Source organism: Nostoc sp. CALU 546 (genome assembly GCF_048836525.1).
The window spans coordinates 1-17,870 of record NZ_JAWJTF010000076.1 but is presented as its reverse complement, the minus strand read 5'-3'; the positions used below and the strand labels follow the sequence as shown (position 1 = coordinate 17,870).

Sequence of the window (17,870 nt, the reverse complement as noted above, 5' to 3'; positions counted from 1 at the left end):
AGATAATTGTACTAGTTTGTTTATGTTTTAATAGGTAAAATGATTGCAAACTCTGTTCCTTGTTCTAATTCTGAAATTACTTCTATTTTACCTTTGTGTTTATCAACTATCTGATAACAAATACTTAAGCCTAATCCAGTACCTTTACCCACTGGCTTAGTTGTGAAAAAAGGATCAAATAGTTTATTTTTAATCTCTGGTGAAATTCCAGAGCCGTTATCTATTATCCCTACTTTGATATAAATATTATCTATATTTAATGTATTTATAATAATTTTTTTACTTTTAACTGAATGAGTTTTTTGATCTAGCAGAGCATCTATCGCATTACTCAGAATATTCATAAATACCTGATTGAGTTGTGCGGGATAACACTCAACTAAAGGCAATTTCCCATATTTTTTGATTACTTCAATTTCTCGTTGAAGTCTATGATTTAGAATTAACAGAGTATTATCAATGCCTTCATGAATATCGACCTCTTTCATTTCAGCTTCATCTAATCGGGAAAAGTTCCGCAAAGATAACACAATTTCCCGAATACGTTGAGCGCCAATTTTCATAGAATCAAGTAGGTTGGGCAAATCTTTTTGAATAAAATTTAAATCAATATTTTCAATATTTTCTTCTATTAAATAAATAGGATTTGGGTATTGTTTCTGGTATAAAGTCACTAGATTCAGCAAATCTTGAGTATAGTCACTAGCGCATTCAATATTCCCATAAATAAAGTTAACAGGATTATTAATTTCATGAGCTATACCTGCTACCATTTGTCCAAGAGAAGACATTTTTTCTGTTTGAATTAATTGCCCTTGAGCTTCTTTTAAGTCTTGCAGAGTTTTTTGAAGTTCTTGGGTTCGTTCTTCTACGCGTTGCTCTAAACTTTGACGAGCTAGTTCTAGTTCTTGAGTTCGTTCTTCTACACGCTGCTCTAGACTTTGGTGAGCTAACTTGAGTTCCTGGGTGTAATCTCCCACCCATTCCACCAATTGATTAAGAGAAGTAGCTAATGTTCCTACTTCATCATTGCTTGTAATATTAGCTCTGAGTTGGAAATTTGACTCTTCCGTAATTTTTCGGGCAACGTTAGTAACTATTTGTAGGGGACGTGCAATTAATTGACTGGTATATACTGCCAGTATAACTGCGATCGCAGCCGATAGCAGCATACTTCCAACAATAACTTTAATTCTCAATTTTTGGGCACTACTAAAACTAGCATTTGCTTGCTTTTTTTGAATTTCAGCATATCCTATAATCCGAATTAATTCGTCTGACAGCTTCTCAAACTCAACCGAAATATTACCTTCTTGATGAAAAAAAAATAATAGTTGTTCCTGCTTACCTTTTACTTCGTTTGTGGATAATTTATTTTGTTCAATCTGCTGCCAAAAAACTTTTACTTTTTGAGTATATTTTTGGGTATTTTTTTGATAACTATTCAATAAATTTAACAAATCTATGTTATTTATTGTCAAATTATGAGGATGGTTATTTATAAATGTTTGTAGTTCAGATAACTGTTGATTAACCTGATTAATTTCGTCGATGAATTTATTTTTTTCAAATTCTACCCAAATATTACTTTCTAATACAGTCACTAACCTTTGTGGATGGAGCCTTACTCTAGTTATTGTATTTTCTAAATTTTTTAATAGAGATTGTTGCTGATAAGATAAATTCAACTGCTCTTGGGCAATAGTTTCGTAGCGGTATGCAATTAACAAACCACTTGTTGTGCCTATAAAAGCAATACTAATTGCTACAGTGTAGCCATAAATAATTTTCTTAGCAATGCTCCAATCATCGCTTAACTGATGAGGAAAACTAAAAATTCTTTTCAAGTATTCTTTCGTATTAATTATCATTAATTTATCGAATAATTTATTATAAAAAGTTTCCCTGTCCGATTTTTTGATAAACTTCACGAATCATATTATAATCAGCATCGTTTGCTAGAACTAACTTGCCTCCTTGATACTTTTGGTTCGCTTTAGCTATGACCAAACTTTGAATTAGTTTATCTTGATGCTTAATCATGCGGGATTGCATATCTGCTATAAAGCTAGATGCAAAATGGTTACTAGCAACAAATACATCATTGGGAAGTAATGGCCCTTTAAATATTACAGAAAAATCTTTTTCAATTAAGCCCTCAGATTCCAGAATATTTTCGTATCTGTCAGATGCAGTTGCCCAGGCATCTACCTCACCTTTTTTTAATGCTTGTACTCCTTTATCATCCAACATGACAGTTTTGAAGTCAGTTTTTGGATCTAATCCAGCATCTATTAGTAGCTTTGTGGGAGCAATATGTCCAGAAGTTGAGCCAACTGTTCGCATAGCAATTGTTTTATCTTTCAATTGAGATAATAATTTAATTTTGCTATCTGCACGAACTACAATAATGCAATGGTAGTTTGTGCGCTCAATAGCAATTATAGGAATAGCCTTTGCCCTAGAATTTAAAATCAAGTATTCTGAAGGCCCTGCAAATACAATATCTACCTCTCTGGATGACAATGCTGGTGCTGCTGCTGTGGGATTTTCTACAGGAAAAAACTCAACTTTTATGCCTAATATTCCTTCTAATGTAGTGCGAAAAATTCCAAAATCTCGTTTTAAATCTTCAATTCCAGTGACATCTGTAACTGCAAATTTAAGATTTTTTGGTGCAGTTATTGCTATTTGATCTGAGCTATTATTAGTAGAATTTAATCCTGTTGTGCAGCCAGTAGCAAACAGTAGCGAATACCAAAGCAGATTGCGCCGTTTCATAGGTTTGAATGATATTACAAATGTAATTTTTTTAGCTGCTATTTGCTAGTATATATGTCTCCTATGCAGGTTATTGCTTTTTTTTATTCATGGCTTCTGTAATATTACGGAAATAAGTTTTATGAATTTAGTAATCCTATTTGTTGGAAAATATTGGGTGTGTCCCACTTTATAAAAAATACCTAACTATCAGAAATCGCTGCTCATCATTTTGCACATAAAAAAATCGCTGATACGGGTTTTATGAAAGTTTATCGAACAGAATAAAGGCGTCAGTCGTCAGAATGGGCTAAACCTTAGCTATCCGCTAACAGCAATGTTTTCTGTATGACTGACGGATAGCGCAGCGTAAAGCCTTCTCTTTCAGAGACGCTAACGCGAACGGGATGCTTCGCTTAGAGCGAGTAATCGAGCGTCTGAATAATCGGCGTTTTTGCACCTCCACAAAACAAGAAAATTTGGTGGTGCAACAATTCCTACGTCGGTCTGAATCCCCGACTGATAGCGTTGCGGAAAGCGAGTCTTGTCTACGACACCCTACGTGAACGAGCGTCTTTATTCTGACTCCTGAATTCTGACTTCTGACTCCTGATTCCTGACTCCTGAATTCTGACTCCTGAATTCTTCTTCAAATATGTTCTATTAATATAAAATCTGCTATAAAAATGAGTAAATTTGGCCTCTAATAAATGGAGTTAGGAATTAAGAGTTTTTAACTCCTAACTCCTAACTTTTTTACAACTTCAAATTCCAAGCAGCGAAAGCTAAAGCACCCCAACCACTAAGAAAGGCTATACCGCCTAGTGGTGCGATCGCTCCCAAGGATTTAATACCGGTTAAGCTAAGAGCGTACAAGCTACCGGAGAAAATAGCTATGCCAATGAGAAACAGCCATCCACTGGCGATGAGAGTAGGTTGAGGGGACTCGGTACGACTAATTAGTATGGCTACTAAGAAAAGTGCCAGAGCATGATACATTTGGTAACGAGCGCCAGTTTCAAAAATTTCTAGCGATCGCTCACTAATTTTTTCCCGCAAGGCATGGGAAGCAAAAGCACCAGCCGCAACTGACAAACCGCCTAAAATGGCAGCTACGCTCAAAAAAATCTGCGTCATTACACTTAGCCGTAAGTTTATTATTAGTCATTAGTCATTAGTCATTAGTCATTAGTTAATAACAAGGGACAAATAACAAAGGACAAAGGACAAATGACAATTAGACATCAAAATGATATGATACAGCCCCTTCTTCGTTCACCTTAAAGTTTGCATTGAATTCTTTAGCTTTTTCATCTAAATATTGTCTGGCGTTGGCTGCGGGTAGTTGTGACTGCATTGCAAAGCCTAAAACAGTTACACGCCCATGATTTTCTTGTAGCATCTCATAAAAAATCGATTGCAAGCGATCGCTACGTTGTTGATTAATCGCCTTTTTCTCCTGCCGACTTTGACGATACAATCCCAATGCTAACCATGTGCCCAGTGTTAAGGTAGGAACGCCAAAAATTATACCACCAATAGCAGCATTATCATCTTCATAAGTAGTATTTGGTGCGTTAAACTCATACTCGTCTTTGGGTAGTATGATCACTTTACGCGTAGCAAGTTTTTCAAATACCGCTGTTGCTGATAGCGTTACAAACATGAATCCGAGTGTCAGTAGCCAGCCCGCAGCTAATTTTTCAGCAGTCTTCATAGTTTCACTTCAGATTTACACTTTGCTAGCGATTTTAACCTGACTTTCAGAAAGGTTCCAGTATGTCAATCTACTTGGCAAATGCGATATTTACCGATAATAACCCTTGAAATTGTCAAATTGCAGCAAAGTTATACTAGGATTCTCGCATCTATGTATGTTCTATATCCTATAAACCAATACGGTTGAGTTAAGGTTACTGATGTAGATAATTTGTCTTTGAAGACGCGATGAATCGCCGTCTCTACAAGTGTTTTGGGCTTATCTGAACTGTATTGTCCTATAAACTATCTTGCTGCAATTTTAACTTCACTAGACTTCTTGCATAAATCAAAAAAAGAACCCCACCCCGCCTTTGACTTACCTCAAAGTCTCCCCTCCCCGCACGAGGGGCTGGGGGTGGGCTGTTAAGGGACTTTTGCAAGAGGTCTACTTACGTGTAGCTTCCAGCAGACGGGAAAAATAAAAACGAGTCCGAGTCATCGACTCTCGTTGCAACGAAAAACCATTACTTTCTAAAATTTTCATGACATCAGCCTCACGATGCAAATATGCACGAGTGGCTTTACTTGGCCCAGGAAAAAAACTGCCAATTTTCTTGAGTATAGTCAAGGCGCAGGTCTTCGGTGCAAAACTGAGAATTATCCGCGACTGTGCTAAAGAACAGAGGTGAGATATCATCTCATCCGCTTTTTCTTGGGGGTAGTGGATAAGAACATCCAAGCAAATAACGGTATGGTAACTACCACTCAACGATTCCAAATCCTGCACAGCAAAAGTGGGATTTTCACCATTTCCCAAAGTTTCCTTTGCTCTGTCCTTGCCTTCTTCCACCATTTTTTCCGAAATATCGGTGGCATAGACTTTAGCACCATCTACCGCCAGAGGAATGCTGAGACTACCAACACCACATCCAGCATCACAGATTGATAGCTCTGGTAAATTGTTATCAGCCTTCAGCCAGCCGAGAACTGTATCCACGGTTTGCTGGTGTCCATTGCGGATGTCTAGTTGGACTTTGTTGACTTCGCCATCGCCGTAAATTCGCTTCCAACGGTCAAACCCTGTGGAATTGAAATACTCGCGAACAATCGTTTTGTCGTCGGCTGCGTTCATAAACTTTGATTTTTAGGAGTTCCCAATGCTTAAAATTATCATTGATAGGAACCTATAAGAGCGCTCTTCCAGATTTTTCCAGATGATAGTTCACTCATAGGCAAAGATACTTACGTACACAGAGAAGTTAGAATGCCGAATTCCAGCCAGACGAGCAAAAATCAAGCTGTATAATCAACGGGTTTGAAGTTCCACACAAAACAATAAAATTTAGTGTTCTACAACTCGTAGCCTGTCTGTAGTTTGCTTCCGGTAGGATATCACCAACTATATTGATTCTGAATTCTGTGTTCTTCTTCAACTTGGGTTTCATCGATTTTAGCTATACCCTTTGCATATAACAGCAAATTACTTCCAAATAAATGAGTAGATGGTGAGACTTATTCGATTGCTCTCCATTGCTTTCGATTACCAAACTTTATGTTTTAATTTCGCTACTTGTTAGCATTATTTTTATCTTTCAATCCTTGTTAAGCTAATATTTGATTTATATAAACAAAAAATTCTATTTTTCTATGGTTTGACGATTGATGAGCGCTCAATATTATCTATATTCATTTAAATACCCATAAATTTTGTAAGTTAAAATTCCATCGATATTTATATCTATGGATGTAAAAAATCCCTCCTTAAGATAGAATTGACATTGCGATCGCAACATTTATCCTGTTAAAAATTTAATGGACTGTCACTAATGAAACTGAGTATACAAAAATTTTAAGTAAGATTTCGTATGCTTATTGTACATCTACCATTTAGGCTGATTGATTAAATATGACACTGAACTCGCTCACAGACAGTCCTATCGTTGCATTTACAATTCTCCTAACAGTAATCTTTACTGTACCTCCTATCTTTGAGCGACTGCGGCTACCTGGATTAGTGGGTTTGTTAGTAGCAGGCGTAGTACTAGGACAGAATGGATTAAAACTGTTAAATTCTGAGTCTGAAACTATCAATCTGCTCTCGGATATCGGCAAGATTTATTTGATGTTTGTGGCGGGTTTAGAAATTGACCTAGAGCAGTTCCGTAAAACTAAAAATCGCTCAATTGGCTTTGGTATACTGACATTCTTAGTGCCACTAATTGCTGGCATTGCTGTTGGACGTTTATTCAATTTTAGCTGGAATACTGCCGTCCTCATTGGTTCTTTGCTAGCCTCTCATACTCTCTTGGCATATCCAATTGTGAGTCGTTTGGGAGTGGTCACAAATGAAGCTGTAACTGTCACGATTGGTGCAACGATTTTTACTGACACAGGTGCTTTACTAGTGTTAGCAATTTGTGTTGGAATTCATGGGGGGCAATTCTCGGCTTTAAGTTTAGCTACTTTGTTAGGTGGATTAGCAATTTATTCTGCTGTTGTTCTGTTTGGCTTTGACTGGGCAGGAAAAGAGTTTTTTCGTCGCTCTGGGGATGAACAAAGTAACCAGTTTTTGTTTATATTACTAGCATTGTTTTTGGCATCTGTCGGAGCACAGGTAATTGGAATTGAGAAAATTGTTGGTGCATTTTTAGCAGGTTTAGCAGTTAATGATGTTCTAGGACGTAGCCCTGTTAAAGAAAAAATTGAGTTTATTGGCAGTGTTTTATTTATTCCATGTTTCTTTGTGGACATGGGATTATTGATTGATATTCCTGCATTTATAAGAACTCTCAGTTCAGTTTGGCTGACTGTGGTAATTGTAGTAGCTTTGATTGGCAGCAAGTTTATTGCAGCATTCTTAGCCAAACTGTTATACCGCTATAATACGGCGGAATTGCTAACAATGTGGTCATTGTCACTTCCACAGGTAGCAGCCACACTAGCAGCAGCCTTAGTTGCATATCAAACTGTAAATCCTGCTGGTGAGCGCTTAATTAATGAAGCTGTTTTAAACAGTGTGATTGTCCTCATGCTGGTGACAGCAATTTTGGGGCCCATAATAACAGCACGATCTGCTTCTGCTTTACAGCTTTCTCAGACAGATTTTGAAACAGATAGTTTGACAACTTGGTGGGAAAGTAGTGAAACTCAACTAGTAGAACAGAAGCCATATCCATTTACTGTTGTAGTGCCAATTTACAACCCCCAAACCCAGCGCTATCTAATAGAAATGGCAGCACTGCTGGCTAGTCATGAATCTGGAAGAATTGTGCCATTAGCTATTACCAGAGCACATATTCAGATGGATAATCCGCAATTAGTAACAGCACTTGATCACAGTCAGCAAAGATTAAGTTTAGCTAGAGAAATCAGTCAAGAATTTGATGTAGAAGTTTCACCTGCAAATCGGATTGATGATGATATAGCTTTGGCAATTAGCCGCACCAGTCGAGAACAAAATGCTAGTTTAATAGTGATGGGTTGGTCGCGGACAACAGGTTTACGTGCCCGCTTATTTGGTAATGTCATTGATAGCGTGTTTTGGTCTTCTCACTGTCCGGTAGCAGTCACACGCCTATTGAGCAGTCCCAAGACAATCAAAAGAATTCTTGTACCAGTTGGAGACTTAACGCGCCAAACCATCGGTGCTTTACGATTTGCTCAAATTTTAGCTGATGTTAATCAGGCGGAAGTTGTGCTGTTACACGTATGCGATCGCAAATCACCCCCGATGCGGGTCGAAAAATTTGTGTCTCAATTGTCTGAAATCGCTTCTAAAAGCCAGTTACAGGTGAATACCAATATCCAAACAATCAAGGGTGATGATGTTGCTAGAGTCGTAATTCGGGAAGCTGAGGCGTTTGATTTAGCAGTATTACGTTCCGTCCGTTATCGCACAGCCGGGGGATTAGCCGTTAGCGAAGTGACAACGCAGATGATTCAAGAATTGAAGTGCTCAATTGTGGTGTTGGGAGAGCCTCATTCCTAATATTGGAGTGAATTTAAGTAAAAACAGTTGCGATCGCTTTTGGCTCAGTAATGGGAATCGACAAGAGCGATCGCATCCAGCAGTCACGCACATTAATTTTAACCAAGTTCTTGATTATAAGTAGTTCCACAACTATTAATAGTCAATACTTAGAGTTCTAATAAAGCGATAATCTTTTCGCAACACACAAGCAAAAAGTCATAAATTATACAAGTTTAAAATATTACATTATTTAATTACATTTGTACAAATTCAGGTAAATACAAGGACTTAATTTCTTTAGAGAGTTTTTGCAAGACAACCATCAAAACACCCAGTGAAAAAGTAGGAAAAGTAGGATAAATAGATAATTGATCTCAGCGCTTACTATCAAGCTAGTATAATGTAACTTGGTAAGAATTCAGGAGTCAGGAGTCAGAATTCAGTTGGGTATTCTGTATGACTGGCGGTGCTTCGCAGCGTAAAGCCTTCTCTTTCAGAGACGCTAACGCGAACGGCATGGCTTCGCTTAGAGCGACGAAGAAGCGTCTGAATAATCGGCGTTTTTGCACTCCCAGCAAATTGAAAATTTGGTGGTGCAACAATTCCTGCGCCGATCTGAATCCCCGACTGTAAGCGAAGTGGAAAGCGAGTCCGCGGTAGTGAGTATTTTCGAGTCGCGTCTTTATTCTGACTCCTGAATTCTGACTCTTGAATTCTGACTTCTTCTTCAATACTTCTTATGAACTCAAAGGATACTCAGAAGAAATTAAGCATGAGTGTTTAGAAATGTAAGTCATATAGGACTCATATTTGATTTCTGAAAAAACTCAGTACAACTAAAAAGCCTTCTTTCCTGTTGCCTGTAGCAAGATTGCCTATTGCCTGTCTACGCAAATTCGTTCAGAAATCAAAGCGGATTCCTATATATTATCTCAAGTGTGGTTCAGTACGACTCAAAATGTGAGGTACAAGTCTCATTGTAGCGATCGCCTGATTCATATTTTGATTCAGCAACGCCAAGATTTAGATCCCAAGCAACCAACAGCAGTGACACTTCTGGGACTGCGTTTAGTCATCTGGAAACCCAAATCATCAAATAAACCAACTGATACTCACAAAATGAATATACTAATCATCCTGAGTGAAGTCATATTTTTAATAACTATTTTCTTGCTGTTTAACTGGCTAATTGGCATAATCTTCAAGCAAGTTACTAAAGTTTCATGGCTTCAAGGAAAAGCTGCAAATATCACTTTTCTGCGCCGCAGCATCAGTAAAATTTTAATTTTCATTTGTGTAATTATGTGTCTGGCACTGGTTGGCTTGAATGGGATGGTGATTTATCGAGGTGGAAACATTCAGGAATTTCAACTTAATCTAATTCGCAGTCTTCCTACCCAATTTTGGATCAATATTTTTACGGCAAGCTTGAAAAGTGTGAGTTTGCTATTGCTAGTTAAATTTAGCATCCCACCGTTAAAGCGGGGTATAGATTGGGTCTGCGATTACGCAAAGCAAGCCGATCAAATAAAAGCTAACGATGAGAGTATTGAGGCTTTTTTTAAAGTCTTAAAAAGAATCATTATTCATACTTTGTGGATATCTTCTGTTATTCTATGTGCTAAATTTCTCTATATCCCAGAAGTTGTTCCCAAATATCTTTACATAGCTTTAAAAATATACATTATAATCACAATTGGTTTACTCATTATTAAAGCTGTTGCTACCATTGTTGATACTCTCGATGCACTGAGCCTTAAATACTCTAGTTCTAACGATCTACTACGTTTATACGAGCGTTTACGCAACTTAATTCCCCTCTCCAAAAAATGTTTGGAATACATCCTCTATGTTGGCATAGTAAATCTTGTTGTTCCAGAAATAGAACCTATTGCTTGGATAAATGCTTATACCCCTAGAATTGTGCAGATTATTGGGGTTTATTTTATTAGCAATGTTTTGATTGAAGTCGTTTACTTTATCCTGGATGAGTTCTACTTAAAAACTACAGATTTAAATGATTCACAGCAACAGAAACGGCTGACGCTAATTCCGTTAATACGGAGTTTTGCCAAATATTTCATTTACTTCACTGCCGGAGTTACTATACTCAGGCTGATTGGCATTGATCCTGCCCCTATCTTAGCAGGTGCGGGAATTGTGGGTATAGCAGTTGGTCTTGGGGCACAAAACCTGATTAATGATGTTGTTTGTGGATTTTTGATTTTGTTTGAAAACTATTATTTGGTTGGTGATTATGTCGAAGCCGGGAAAATGGAAGAGAGAAGTGTTGAGGGGATTGTAGAGGCGATTGAACTGCGAACCACTCACCTTCGCCATCCTGATGGTCAATTGCAGATTATTCGTAATGGAGATATCGGATCAATTGTCAATTTCTCTAAACAGTATATATATGCAAGGGTGGAAGTTAGCGTTTCATATAACTCCAATTTAGATCATGTGTATAGAGTAGTTGAGAAAGTAGGACGGCAGTTAAAAGCAGATGAACAAGATGTTCTAGAACATACCCGCGTAGCTGGAATAGAACACTTTGGTGAGAATAATCTATTGCTGCTGACGCTGACAAAAGTCAAGCCTGGAAAACACCTTCATATTCAGCGTGTTCTCCGCAAGATATTAAAGGATACTTTTAGTCAAGAAGAAATTGAAATTTGCGGTTTTTCTAAGAATTGATACTATAACTCTAAGAGGATGTTTGAAAAGTGGTTAGCTGTGATTTTAAGCACTGGTTGATCCCCCCTAACCCCCCTTAAAAAGGGGGGAAAATCCTTAAAGTCCCCCTTTTTAAGGGGAGCCACTGCGGTCTTGGGGGTTTCCCCCATGAGCAAGTGGCGTGGATTTAGGGGGATCGAAAACGTTTTGATACCGACGAGGAGACTTTTCAAACATCCTCTAAAAGAAAAGAGCATCATCAGATGCACCAACTTTGATTAATCCAGTCAAATCGTAAAATTCTAGTTTCCAATTATTTTTAATCCGCAAAACAAAGTATTTGTTTTCTTGTACCAATTCTTGGATAAACTTTCATACCGCGAAGTCTCTATCCATTATCCTTACAGCAGTCCTCACTACAAACTATGAATATTTCGACAGTCATCATATTATTTTAATCATCGACTTTTTCATGAGAAAAAATGCTGCCTTACCACATCTAGGCGTGAACATTTCCAATAATCGATATGAGAGACAATCAAACCATCAGAGTTAAGTCCTAATTCACTCCAACCAGGAATAGAGATTCGTGGCTTCCAGGGGAGAGGAGTATTCCAACTGAGTGTCCACTCAGTTTTTATTGTCTCTCCTAAACGTTGAATATTATGTAAGTCCATCTTGGGATCTAAAAACCAAGTTTGGATAAAATTAATCATTTCTTTGTAACGTTTAACACCACGAAATTTATTCAGCGGGTCTTTAAAATAAACCTCTGGAGCGTAAATACTGTAAGTTTGATTGATGGGGAATCTTTGATAGTCTTCTTTGAGGATTTCAATGATATCCATGATAGATAAATATATCTGTAAATTGCTTTAATCGGAAAACTTAAAAATTGAAATCAACCCTCATTCCATAAACGTTCTAACTGACGCCGCCAAGCAGTTAAGACTTCTTCTCGCCCTTTTGCGGATGAGTCTATTTCGCCCATCATTCCTTCTGCGTAAAAGCGTTCTAAACTTTGCATAGTAGCTTGTAGAGATTGTCCTTGCTGTTTTGCTGCCTGAATAATTTGCCGGATGCGGCTTTCAATTAGTCGATTAAAGACATTATCTAATCCAGCCTGATAGAGAGATACAAGACGATTGATTGCATTGGATAAATCTGCACTTACTAAAGTGCTACTGTTATGTTGAAATACCCCCCAAATTCCCCCTTCATGCAAAGCGTAACGTACTTCTTGAGTGTCATCAAAGTTGGCTTCTAGGAACTGTTCTAAAAATGGTTGGGCTTCTTGAATGGGCAGAATAGGTAGTAAAATTCGCAGCCAAGTATTATCTTCGGAAAGCAGCACCAATAGCCGAAAAGTAGAAGTGTCTACTTGCCACGATCCAGGAGCAATGCCGACAACAGCCGATGTACCAAATAATTCTGTGAGCGTACCCGCAATTTCTTCAGGTGTCATAAGCTTTTATTTAGATATAGCCTCTAGATTAGCGCAGAGGTGCATCAGCTGATTCATGTTGTGCTGTTGTACATTCACGGTTGCTAAAAATCCTGGCAGATATAGCGCTAACCTTTGGGCCTCCCATAACGGGAGGCTTTTCTATGTTCCGCAGACTTACACGCCATTCTGCTTAAACCATGCTAAAAGGCGTTTCCAACCTTCTTTAGCTTCTTTCTCGCGGTAAGAGGGGCGATAATCGGCAAAAAATGCGTGGGGTGCATCGGGATAGACGATAATTTCAGATTTGCTGCTGCTGGACTTTAAGCGATCGCGCATCTGCTCTACTGTATCTAATGGAATACCTGTATCCTTCCCACCATAGAGTCCGAGAACTGGGACTGTCAGTTTTGATGCAATATCCACGGGATACTTGGGCTGAAGTTCAGTAGCATCGCCCACGAGTCGCCCGTACCAAGCCACACCAGCTTTCACCTTGGGATTGTGGGCTGCGTATAGCCAGGTAATGCGGCCGCCCCAGCAGAAGCCTGTAATCCCCAATTTGTCGGCATTACCCTTAGCTGATTTCACCGCCCAGTTTACCGTAGCGTCAAGATCGGATAACACTTGGGCATCTGGAACTTTGGCGACAATTGGGCGAATTTCGTCTATGTTGCTTAATTTCAAGACATCGCCTTGACGCACAAATAATTCGGGTGCGATCGCTAAATACCCCAACTGAGCAAAGCGACGAGCGACATCCTGAATATGCTCATGGACACCAAAGATTTCTTGGATTACCAGGACAATGGGAAAATTTTCACCAGTAGCGGGTGCTGCTCTGTAAGCAGGTATTTCGCCATCTTTAACGGGTATTTTCACCGCACCAGCTACCAGCCCCTTAGCATCAGTGTTAATGACTTGGGCAGAAATGGGTTGCACTGCCAAGGCAAAACCCGTCGCCAGAGTGGTTGTTGCGATAAATTTGCGGCGTGTTATTTCTTTCATCATCTCTACCTTGAATTGGCGAAAACTTTATTCTTGCTTATCCGTACAGTACTACAATTAGAATATACTACGGTTTACCCATAAGTTTACTGCAATACTGGCTGCCTTTGCTACTTCAGTTTTCGCCATCAAGAGCGATCGCCTCATTTTTCCAGATTTATCCCAATACCCTTGGGTTAAGGGCAGCTGGCAAAAATTTTGGGTTTTCGAGACGCGATAAATCGCCGTCTCTACAAGTGTTTTGGTCTTATCTGAACTGTATTGAGATTTATCCCAACATATCAGGAGTTTGCAGCCAAAACAGGACTGTACAAATCATCGATTTCTAACAACCGAATGGTGTGGATAGTGACTGGTTTTGTCCAAGGTGAGTTGAGAATGTCTAAAGGTAGAAGTGTCTGTAATAATCGCCAAAATTGTGGAAGTAATCGATGCAGAAACTAGCGATTCTTTTGGTAGAAGTATTTACTGTCCCCCAAATAATCAGATAAATTTTATGCCGTAAAGCTGGAATCTCCAGCGAACTAATTAATCAAAATCTTTCAAGATAATGTGTTTTTTTAAGTCAAAACTGATTACACCTTCCTCTTGTAATTTCCCCATCAATCGTGTAATTGTGACTCTCGTAGTACAGCAGGCACTAGCAATATCTTCGTGAGTGAAGCGAACACTTAGGCGAGTACCTTCCGGCACAGTTTCACCCACTTCTCGTTTCAAAAGTTGTAATAGATGTTGCAAACGCTCTTGTACCCGTCGTTTTCCACAAATGACTAAAAAAGATTCTGTTTGCTGTAACCGCTGATTAATTTTTGGTAAAAGAGTATGACTCAGATTTGGAGAAGCTGCTATCTCTGACGCATAAATTGACACCAACTCAACATCCGATAGGGCTGTTGCTTGGTAAATGTTTAAAGATGTCAAACTAGAGCCAAAAACCATTCCTGCTGTTGCCAATCCTATTAGCAGTTCTTCACCAGTTTCACTGTAGGTACTGAGTTTGACCAAACCCTGACAAACATACCAAATTACTAATGGGTTGAGGGGAATAGTTTCTCCTTTAGAGTGTTTATGTATGGGACGAGTATTGAAAAGATCGTTGTCATTCTTAATTGTTACTGATTTAAGCTGCTGGCGATCAGTAATATTACGCACTATCCAACGCAGAGAAATTGCTTTACCTTGGTGATTGCGGACAACTGCCACTGTCAAAGCTGCATCAAAAAACTCGCCATAATGTTGTTGTAAACGTACCAATAACTCTTGAACTCTGTCTGATTGGGATAGCTGCACGAGTTCGTTGCGAATCTGCTGACGTTCTTCTAAAAGGACAAAATTAATCATTGGTTTGCCCACCAAAAAATGCTTTGAAACATTCAGCAACTTAGCTGCGGTAAGATTAGCTTCTTGGATGATTCCTTCTGTATTAGTTACTAAATAGCCGTCTGGGGCCAACTCGAATAATTCTTGATAGCGTTGGCGTTCCGCTTCTAACCAATCCCGTGTTTGTAATAGTTCCTCATTTTGCTGATACAGTTCCTCCGCCGCTAATTGTACTATCTTTGAAGTGTTATAGAGTTCCTTGAAAGCTTGTGGCAGAAGATCCGCGGGAATCCAAGGTAATACATTCGCAGTTTGGTATAAATCTGCTAAACGCTTATGCAATGCTTCTGCGCGTTGGATAAATTTTTCTACGTTCACCTTAAATTCCCGCTACTTGCTTGCAGAGGTTGAGCAAAAAATCTGCTAAATAAATTCTTGGAAAAATTGCAGCATTCCCAATTTTGCTGAATGAGAAATTTAACTAGTTGTAAACTGCAATTGTTATTCAATTGAACTTATAAAATACATTTATTTTAGGTTTTTGACAATTTATGTCCTATAGCACTACAGATGGGCCAGTCTTTTAAATGAAAGGTGTCGCATTCAACCTAGATGCTCAAAGTAAATTGAATCTAGGAAATTACAAGGTGTCCATTGAAAACTTTTCGCCACTCAGATGCTTTTTACAAAAAAGATTACGGCATATTGCGAAGTATTACTTCTACCTCTGGTGGGAAAATTTACTCGACTCAGCTAAATAGGATCACCAAATCTGCTGATCTAAGAATTATGCTAATTAGTGACTAAACTGTTCAGCCAGTCCAGATTATAACTAATAGATAAATGAGATAAGATACCACAGTCGGAAAACTCTCAATCTCAACCTTAATTTCTCACGATTGTTTAATGATAATTGTTTCCATTTTTACCTACGATAACTGATCAGACTTTCTCCAACTTCCATCACAAGAATCAAGGCACTACTACCAAAGATATAGAACCTAAGTTAAGTTTCTTTGTGATCCTGAATACGTTCATTATTATTGAAGAAGAATTCAGGAGTCAGAATGGGCTAAACCTTAGCTATCCGCTAACAGGAGTCAGAATAAAGACGCTCGTTCGTGTAGCGTGTCGTAGACAAGACTCGCTAACGCTTCTCTCCGAGAGTCTCCGCCAACGCGAACGCTATCAGTCGGGGATTCAGACCGGCGCAGGAATTGTTGCACCACCAAATTTTCTTGTTTTGTGGGGGTGCAAAAACGCCGATTATTCAGACGCTCCTACGTCGCTCTAAGCGAAGCCATGCCGTTCGCGTTAGCGTCTCTGAAAGAGAAGGCTTTACGCTGCGAAGCATCCACCGCCAGTCATACAGAACTATATATAGGAATCCGCTTTGATTTCTGAACTGATTTGCGTAGGCAGGGAATAGGCAATAGGCAATAGGCAACAGGAAAGAAGGCTTCTTAGTTGTACTGAGTTTTTTCAGAAATCAAATATGAGTCCTATATACTATTCTTTTTAACTTCTAAGTTGCACAGGCATAGCTAAATAGGTCATTTTCAAACCACCCAATGGTGTAAAAATCACTGGAGTTAGGCTTTGATTTAAATGCATTTGAATTTCGGAAGATGGTAACTCTTTCAAACCTTCCATCAAATATTTAATGTTAAAAGCAATTTCAATGTTTTCCCCAGAAATCTGTGCCGGCATTGACTCTCTACCACTGCCCACATCTTGAGCTTCACATGATAAGGTAATTTCCTGAGCTTCGCTATCAATACTGACCTTGACAATATTATTTTTCTGATCAGCTAGTACAGCAATCCGTTCCAAAGTGCTGACGAATTGTCGCCGTTCAATTGTGACTTGTCGCTCAAATTGGCGCGGAATTAATTGTCGATAAGCAGGATATTGCCCTTCTAATGTGCGACTAGTCAAGCGTTGATTTTGCCATGCAAACACAACTTGACCTTGATCGAAATATAAAGCTACAGATTCATCTGATGAGGCGCTATGAGCTAGCATTCGTTGAAGTTCGCGTAATGCTCTAGCTGGTACTGTCACTTCTAGTTGAGTAGTTCCGCCTAGAGGACGCTCGTTGCTAGTTTCTACCACTGCTAGGCGATGTCCGTCGGTAGCTGCAAATTCTAGGGTATCTTGTTTAACTGTTAAATGTACTCCCGTAAGTACTTGCTTGGTTTCATCACCACTCGTAGCAAACAATGAACCCCGTAATCCCTCAATTAATGCAGCAGTGGTGAGATTGATTACTTCGGTATTTTCAATTACAGGTAGTTCGGGAAATTCTTCAGGCCCCATTGCTCGGACTTGATAATGTCCACTCTTGGGTGTGAGTGTAACTATTAAACCTTCTCCACCGGGTGTTGCACCTGTGAGGGCTGATTCATCGTCTAAAGTGATTTCGCCTTCTGGAAGACGAGAGGTAATATCTACAAGTAACTTAGCAGGAAGTGCGATCGCACCTCCTTGCCATACCTCTGCGTTAAAGCTGGTGCGGATTCCCAAGCTGAGATCAAAGGCTGTTAAACTTACCTGGTTAGTTTCAGCATCCGCTTGTAGCAGCACATTGGCAAGTACTGGATGAGTTGGTCGTGAAGGCACTGCACGACTTACGAGTGAGAGATTTGTACTGAGATCGCTTTGGGAGCAAACTAATTTCATAAGTCAGATTCAGCTGGTGAAAGATATCCTAACACCCTTATTGCTCATAGGCGATCGCTGTTTTTGAGTTAGTCCGTAGGCGTAGCCCCAATCCTGGATTTCTCACAAGCGAGAAATAGCCCTGGTGTGGGGAGTGTGGGAGGCGCTGCGTTCATTGGTGTCAACTTAAGCTAGAAATAGCTTCGCTGCGGGCTTCATAACCCGCCAGAGAATTCATTCTCTGGCTCATAGCTAAAGTCTACTGAAGTAGACTGAATATTTTTGGGGATATCTAGTCATCTTCAGATGACTTTAGCTATGAGACAGGGTTTT

Annotated in this window: 12 protein-coding genes and 1 pseudogene; 2 read left to right on the top strand and 11 right to left on the bottom strand. The window is 39.1% G+C overall.

Features of this window, described 5'->3' with window-relative positions:
- Positions 1–20 precede the first annotated feature (20 nt).
- From RRG12_RS29080 to bchM, 5 genes are all read right to left on the bottom strand, one after another.
- The gene (locus tag RRG12_RS29080) at positions 21–1,931 is read right to left on the bottom strand and encodes an ATP-binding protein (RefSeq protein ID WP_420761584.1); all 1,911 of its coding nucleotides are present in this window, start codon (positions 1,929–1,931) and stop codon (positions 21–23) included.
- On the bottom strand, positions 1,891–2,781 hold the full coding sequence (gene phnD / locus RRG12_RS29075; protein ID WP_069073750.1) for a phosphate/phosphite/phosphonate ABC transporter substrate-binding protein: 891 nt from the start codon (positions 2,779–2,781) through the stop codon (positions 1,891–1,893). Before phnD ends, RRG12_RS29080 begins: the two co-directional genes overlap by 41 nt.
- Before the next feature lie 735 nt (positions 2,782–3,516).
- Entirely contained in the window at positions 3,517–3,897 is a 381-nt protein-coding gene (locus RRG12_RS29070) for a DUF423 domain-containing protein (RefSeq protein ID WP_069073749.1), read from the bottom strand.
- Positions 3,898–3,997: 100 nt separating this feature from the next.
- The gene (locus tag RRG12_RS29065) at positions 3,998–4,477 is read right to left on the bottom strand and encodes a hypothetical protein (protein ID WP_420761583.1); all 480 of its coding nucleotides are present in this window, start codon (positions 4,475–4,477) and stop codon (positions 3,998–4,000) included.
- Between the two features lie 429 nt (positions 4,478–4,906).
- Entirely contained in the window at positions 4,907–5,593 is a 687-nt protein-coding gene (bchM, locus tag RRG12_RS29060) for a magnesium protoporphyrin IX methyltransferase (RefSeq protein ID WP_069073747.1), read from the bottom strand.
- 774 nt (positions 5,594–6,367) lie between these two features.
- On the opposite strand from bchM, the gene RRG12_RS29055 reads away from it, so the two are divergent.
- Together RRG12_RS29055 and RRG12_RS29050 are read left to right on the top strand one after the other, a co-directional pair.
- Positions 6,368–8,449 (top strand): cation:proton antiporter, encoded by a 2,082-nt coding sequence (locus RRG12_RS29055; RefSeq protein ID WP_420761582.1) that lies wholly within the window; start codon positions 6,368–6,370, stop codon positions 8,447–8,449.
- A 1,101-nt stretch (positions 8,450–9,550) separates the two neighbouring features.
- Positions 9,551–11,125, top strand: coding sequence for a mechanosensitive ion channel family protein (locus RRG12_RS29050; RefSeq protein WP_420761599.1), 1,575 nt, complete (start codon positions 9,551–9,553; stop codon positions 11,123–11,125).
- A 231-nt stretch (positions 11,126–11,356) separates the two neighbouring features.
- On the opposite strand, the pseudogene RRG12_RS29045 reads toward RRG12_RS29050, so the two are convergent.
- From RRG12_RS29045 to dnaN, 6 genes and pseudogenes are all read right to left on the bottom strand, one after another.
- Positions 11,357–11,512 (bottom strand): annotated as a pseudogene (locus tag RRG12_RS29045) (IS4 family transposase); the annotation flags it as partial.
- Positions 11,513–11,574: 62 nt separating this feature from the next.
- Positions 11,575–11,952 (bottom strand): DUF2358 domain-containing protein, encoded by a 378-nt coding sequence (locus RRG12_RS29040; protein ID WP_420761581.1) that lies wholly within the window; start codon positions 11,950–11,952, stop codon positions 11,575–11,577.
- A 53-nt stretch (positions 11,953–12,005) separates the two neighbouring features.
- A complete protein-coding gene (locus tag RRG12_RS29035) occupies positions 12,006–12,569 on the bottom strand; it encodes a leucine zipper domain-containing protein (RefSeq protein WP_069073743.1) in 564 nt (187 codons plus the stop codon).
- Between the two features lie 156 nt (positions 12,570–12,725).
- Positions 12,726–13,556: a dienelactone hydrolase family protein gene (locus RRG12_RS29030; protein ID WP_420761598.1), complete on the bottom strand. Its 831-nt coding sequence runs from the start codon at positions 13,554–13,556 to the stop codon at positions 12,726–12,728.
- A 528-nt stretch (positions 13,557–14,084) separates the two neighbouring features.
- Positions 14,085–15,254, bottom strand: coding sequence for a PAS domain S-box protein (locus tag RRG12_RS29025; protein ID WP_420761580.1), 1,170 nt, complete (start codon positions 15,252–15,254; stop codon positions 14,085–14,087).
- Positions 15,255–16,394: 1,140 nt separating this feature from the next.
- Positions 16,395–17,558 (bottom strand): DNA polymerase III subunit beta, encoded by a 1,164-nt coding sequence (gene dnaN, locus RRG12_RS29020; RefSeq protein ID WP_069073740.1) that lies wholly within the window; start codon positions 17,556–17,558, stop codon positions 16,395–16,397.
- Positions 17,559–17,870 lie beyond the last annotated feature (312 nt).

Bases quoted from the DNA above. Each gene is read 5' to 3' on its own strand.
- phnD (WP_069073750.1), bottom strand. From the start codon at position 2,781: ATGAAACGGCGCAATCTGCTTTGGTATTCGCTACTGTTTGCTACTGGC.
- RRG12_RS29070 (WP_069073749.1), bottom strand. From the start codon at position 3,897: ATGACGCAGATTTTTTTGAGCGTAGCTGCCATTTTAGGCGGTTTGTCA.
- RRG12_RS29065 (WP_420761583.1), bottom strand. From the start codon at position 4,477: ATGAAGACTGCTGAAAAATTAGCTGCGGGCTGGCTACTGACACTCGGA.
- bchM (WP_069073747.1), bottom strand. From the start codon at position 5,593: ATGAACGCAGCCGACGACAAAACGATTGTTCGCGAGTATTTCAATTCC.
- RRG12_RS29055 (WP_420761582.1), top strand. From the start codon at position 6,368: ATGACACTGAACTCGCTCACAGACAGTCCTATCGTTGCATTTACAATT.
- RRG12_RS29050 (WP_420761599.1), top strand. From the start codon at position 9,551: ATGAATATACTAATCATCCTGAGTGAAGTCATATTTTTAATAACTATT.
- RRG12_RS29040 (WP_420761581.1), bottom strand. From the start codon at position 11,952: ATGGATATCATTGAAATCCTCAAAGAAGACTATCAAAGATTCCCCATC.
- RRG12_RS29035 (WP_069073743.1), bottom strand. From the start codon at position 12,569: ATGACACCTGAAGAAATTGCGGGTACGCTCACAGAATTATTTGGTACA.
- RRG12_RS29030 (WP_420761598.1), bottom strand. From the start codon at position 13,556: ATGAAAGAAATAACACGCCGCAAATTTATCGCAACAACCACTCTGGCG.
- dnaN (WP_069073740.1), bottom strand. From the start codon at position 17,558: ATGAAATTAGTTTGCTCCCAAAGCGATCTCAGTACAAATCTCTCACTC.